The organism is Leptolyngbya sp. FACHB-711 (assembly GCF_014695615.1).
GTDB lineage: Bacteria > Cyanobacteriota > Cyanobacteriia > Elainellales > Elainellaceae > Leptolyngbya_A.
This window is the reverse complement of the sequence record NZ_JACJOR010000401.1, coordinates 1-4,512: the sequence shown is the minus strand read 5'-3', so window position 1 is coordinate 4,512 and position 4,512 is coordinate 1. Positions and strand designations below refer to the sequence as shown.

Annotated in this window: 7 protein-coding genes; 3 read left to right on the top strand and 4 right to left on the bottom strand. The window is 49.6% G+C overall.

Annotated features, from left to right (window positions below):
- On the top strand, positions 1-364 hold a 364-nt coding region (locus H6F80_RS17110), incomplete at its 5' end, for an efflux RND transporter permease subunit (protein ID WP_190792734.1).
- 5 nt (positions 365-369) lie between these two features.
- Positions 370-813, top strand: a complete 444-nt coding sequence (locus H6F80_RS17105) for a GNAT family N-acetyltransferase (RefSeq protein WP_190792733.1) — start codon at positions 370-372, stop codon at positions 811-813.
- A 387-nt stretch (positions 814-1,200) separates the two neighbouring features.
- Here H6F80_RS17105 and H6F80_RS17100 read toward each other — a convergent pair whose 3' ends face one another.
- The 3 genes from H6F80_RS17100 to H6F80_RS17090 all read right to left on the bottom strand — a co-directional run bounded on the left by H6F80_RS17100 (position 1,201) and on the right by H6F80_RS17090 (position 2,789).
- On the bottom strand, positions 1,201-1,431 hold the full coding sequence (locus H6F80_RS17100) for a type II toxin-antitoxin system Phd/YefM family antitoxin (RefSeq protein WP_190792732.1): 231 nt from the start codon (positions 1,429-1,431) through the stop codon (positions 1,201-1,203).
- A 101-nt stretch (positions 1,432-1,532) separates the two neighbouring features.
- On the bottom strand, positions 1,533-2,033 hold the full coding sequence (locus tag H6F80_RS17095; protein ID WP_190792731.1) for a hypothetical protein: 501 nt from the start codon (positions 2,031-2,033) through the stop codon (positions 1,533-1,535).
- Positions 2,034-2,126: 93 nt separating this feature from the next.
- Positions 2,127-2,789 (bottom strand): hypothetical protein, encoded by a 663-nt coding sequence (locus H6F80_RS17090; protein ID WP_190792730.1) that lies wholly within the window; start codon positions 2,787-2,789, stop codon positions 2,127-2,129.
- 374 nt (positions 2,790-3,163) lie between these two features.
- Between H6F80_RS17090 and H6F80_RS17085 the strand changes: the two genes are divergently transcribed.
- Positions 3,164-3,364 (top strand): hypothetical protein, encoded by a 201-nt coding sequence (locus H6F80_RS17085; protein ID WP_190792729.1) that lies wholly within the window; start codon positions 3,164-3,166, stop codon positions 3,362-3,364.
- A 248-nt stretch (positions 3,365-3,612) separates the two neighbouring features.
- On the opposite strand, the gene H6F80_RS17080 is transcribed toward H6F80_RS17085, so the two are convergent.
- Positions 3,613-4,512, bottom strand: a 900-nt coding sequence (locus H6F80_RS17080; RefSeq protein ID WP_190792728.1) for an AMP-binding enzyme, incomplete at its 5' end; no start/stop codon positions are given.

Genomic DNA, 4,512 nt, shown 5'->3' with positions numbered 1-4,512 from the left:
GATTCTCGTCGTGGAATATGCCAACCAGCTCCGCGAAGAAGGACTGACGACAACCCAGGCGGCGATCGAAGCTGCCCAGGATCGTCTCCGCCCGATTCTGATGACATCCTTTTCGGGTCTGGTGGGCTTCTTCCCACTCCTAATTGCAACTGGAGCCGGAGCAGCCAGCCGTCAATCGATCGGTACTGCCCTGTTCGGCGGCTATTTAATCTCGACCTTCCTCAGTCTGTTCATTCTGCCGATCCTGTACATCGTTGCGAAGAACGCGACTGATCGCATCTTCCCGAAACACAAGCGCGATTTTCGTGACCCAGAGCCAGCGACAGAATTGGAGCAGCCAGAAACAGTGAGGTCGGAAGTCTAGCTCCCATGCAGATCCGCCTTGCCCGTTTAGACGACATTGAGACGCTGTTTCACATCCGAACGAGCGTGGTGGAAAACCATCAGTCGCGGGAGGAACTGGCAAGGCTGGGCGTGACTCCTGAAACGATCGCCCAAATGCTACAAACCCATTGCCGCGCCTGGATTGCAGAAATCGACGGGCAGGCAGTGGGCTTCTCTTTTGCAAATGCGGCTGAACGAATGGTCTTCGGGCTGTTTGTCTTACCTGCTTTTGAAGGTCGCGGCGCAGGTCGGGCACTGATGCAGCAAGCAGAAGAGTGGCTCTGGTCACAAGGCACAACCAAAATTCAGCTTTACACCGGAAATCAGCCCAGCTTAAGAGCATACGGCTTTTATCAGCACCTTGGCTGGGAAGTTGGGGAAGTGCAAAGCGATCGACAAATCAAATTTGTGAAGCGAAAACCTGTTTAAGTCCGATCGTAGATCTTGTAGGATGCGTTAGCGACAGCGTAACGCATGACCCAAACCCCAAACACTCCCCTCAAACATCCAACAACCCTTAGCGCAACATTCTCATCATCCATCGCCCCCTTCCAAAAACGGCACCCATTCCCCCCGCATTCCCCAATCCTTCGAGTACACCCCCTGCGCCACAAACCGGTGAAAACTCGAATACTGCCAATCCACTGCCCGATTACCTCAGAAGGGGAACTGCAAAGCAACCGCATAACCCATGTCGCACCGGGTTGTAATGAATATAATCACAATGCCGCGCAATCCGCCTCATCCCGAATCGTATGCTCCCAAAAGCGTTGCTTTACGCTACCAATTTGATCACAATTTCCCAATGCAATTCTGTTAGGTGGGATTCACAAAATCATTCAAGATGTCTTCTGGAAGAGGTGCGTTAAAGTCAGGGGCAATCATCACTCTGCCTTTGTCCTGTCCAGGAATCCGAGGATGGGTGGGAACCAGGTGAGCGATTGCGACTCCTTCTTTGATCAGCAAAAGCTCTTCGCCTGCCTGGATGCGATCGATTAAAGCCGCAAGTTGTTCAGGGGTTTCAGGTAGGTTGACGCTGATGGACATAAACGCGGAGAGTTGTTTTGTGCTTTATTGTAGCGAAGGGGTTGGAAGGCAAGCGTCTGAGGACTGATAGCAATATCTTGGCTAAAACTATTCTCACCGCTTCACTCATACGGGAAAAATCCAGTTCCCCCCAATACTCTATTAAAAGTTTCTTTCAGAGGCTCTGGAATTTCCGATGGCAATGATTGATGTTCAATTACCTGTTCATTCTTAAAAAAGATGAGTGTACATTCAGAACGTACAATATCAATCCGGTAGCCAACAAGCCCCTGAGTATTGCTAATCGTTGCGAGCCAATCCAGGAGGAACCATCCCACGTTGTAGAACGTGTCGTCGTCTAGCAAAACTCGAAAGCAAAGCTGATTATTGCTCAGTACACTTCTGCAAGCCTGAGGAGAAAAATCCTCTCCGCCCCGTGGGTAATTATTGGCAATGATAATTCTCCATTCGTCGCCAAAGTCAACATCAAAAAAAAGGTGGCTAATTGCTTTAGGAAAATCGTAATCCTGTGAGCGCGTTAGATAGTTTAAAGTCTCCATAATTTGCGGAGACAGAGTAGGTTTTAGGTTACAAACTAAAGCAACTTCGTATGCTGTTCCCATAATTTCTCCGATAGTTCGTCTCGAATTCCTCAAGCCGTCATATAGGGCAGCGGGATCATGCATTACGCTGTCGCTAACGCATTCTACAAGAGCCTAGCCAATTACAGCCTTGATGAGATCGTCATCATTAAGAGTTAGAAGCAGTTCAGTGCCGGTACTAGCCTGCTGATACTTTTCAAGCTGACTGTTAACAAAACTATAGTAGGTGTAGAACCTTTGTGATAGCGGGGATGCTGACTCAGATCTGTTAAACCCATTGATGAAAGTACGAAAGTGTCTAAAGGCTTCCGCGTATGTGCATCCAAGCAAGTGTTCGACTGTTTCAAATGTCCCTACAATGATGTAAAACTCTGATTCCATGCATATAATCATCCAATTGGGTTTTTGGTCTCCACTAAATAATACAGGGCTAAAGGGTGAAGCCCCTAAAATAGAGTAGAATTCTTGAATTCCTTCGGATGATAAAGGAACTTCACAAACAGAAAAAGGGATACCAAATATCGGTAGAATAACACCATACAAATTCTTGTTATCAGTATTCAGTTGTGTCTGACTTTGATACTCTAAAATCAAGTTAAAATTTGGAAAGCTTAATGTAGGAACAGCGATCCATTCTGCTGTTTTTATGAGAATTAAATCTCTAATCAATGCTGATTTAGGTTCGGAACGAATTACCTGACTAATGCTTCTCTCAATTTGAATTAGCTTTTCAGAATCGTTAATTATTTGCAAAGTCTTCGTGCCAAGATGATTCATAGCTATTACCAAAATCAGGACGATCGCCCATCTATCAGGACACCTTAGCAAAAGTCCGGTTCCGCCCAGAATTAGGGGGCTAGGGGGGCGAGTTCGGATAAATTCTTCCAGTACGCTTGTGCGTATCAAGTCTTTGCCCTATCCTGATCAACACTGGTTTTTCAGTACCAGTAGACAAAGCTTAAGGTGAGGACGCTGATTAGGAGTGCGGGAACACTGCCTAACCAGCTAACCTAACTTCCTGAGTTGGCAGGAGGCTAGGCTGCATTGATTTTATTCGATCGTGCCTCGCTGATGCGAAATGAGTGGTTGGGAACCACGCCTTAGGCTTTTCTTCTCTACAGTTCACACTGCATCAGTGAGGTAAAAATATCATGACTACAGAGTTCAATGAACTGCTGCCGCTTTCGCCTGACGAAAAAGGTCAGGTCTGGATTGTTGGCTCAAGGGACTGGGTGAATCACAAGATCAACGAGTTCTATGTGAGGCGATTGGTGAACGACCGGGTTCACTTCACCCCCATTATTCCGGCTCCCTTTGCCCCAGGAAAATTTATGAGTGTGCTGGAGCAATAAGTTAGCAAAACGAAAGGGGCGAGACGATCGCCCCAAAAACTTTAAGAACCTTAAAAGTCATCCCCCTGCGCCGAACCGCCCCCCGAACCCCCCAGTTCTGAGGGAAACCGAACCAACGCAGACAATCCTTCTGCAACAGATAGGTTTAACGTTTCAAAGTCCCCTAGCATTGGAGGATTTAGGGGGCGATGCAGGAGCTTTGCGACTAATCAAACAGACTCTAAAACTCAACAAACTACAGCCTCAAGCTAAACTCCCTGCCGCAGCTTGTCCAAGACCGATCGATCTTCCAGGGTTGAAGTATCGCCAGAAACTTCTTCGCCAGCTGCCAGAGAGCGCAAGAGTCGCCGCATGATTTTGCCCGATCGCGTTTTGGGCAAGGCATCGCTGAAGCGAATTTCTCCTGGACGGGCGATCGCGCCAATTTCCTGACCGACGTGCTTTTTCAGTTCGGCAGCGAGTTCTGGGCTGGGCGAGTGGGTTCCTTCCAGGGTGACAAAGGCGACGACTTCGCTTCCCTTTAGCTCATCGGGTTTGCCGACGACAGCGGCTTCTGCCACAGCAGGATGAGACACCAGCGCAGACTCAATTTCCATCGTGCCCAGGCGGTGTCCTGCCACGTTGATCACGTCATCCACACGACCCATCACCCAGAAATAGCCGTCTTCATCCTGCCGTGCCCCGTCACCTGCGAAGTAGAAGTAGTTGCCCTCTCGCGGCGGAATGTGTTCCCAGTAGGTGCGTCGGAAGCGATCGGGGTCGCCGTAGACCGTTCGCATCATGCCAGGCCAGGGGTGCTTGACTGCTAGATAGCCGCCTTCATTGGCCGGAACCGAATTGCCCTCCAGATCGAGGATCTCTGCCAGAATGCCGGGGAACGGACGAGTTGCAGAACCCGGTTTTGCCGGAATGGCACCCGGAAGCGGGGAGATCATGATACCACCCGTCTCGGTTTGCCACCACGTATCGACGATCGGACAGCGTTCGCCGCCAATCACACGGTGATACCACATCCAGGCTTCGGGATTGATCGGCTCGCCGACTGTGCCGAGCAGGCGCAGACTCGGCATGTCGTACTTATCGGCAAATTCCGGCCCTGCCCCCATCAGCGCGCGGATCGCCGTCGGCGCCGTATGGAAGATGTTGAC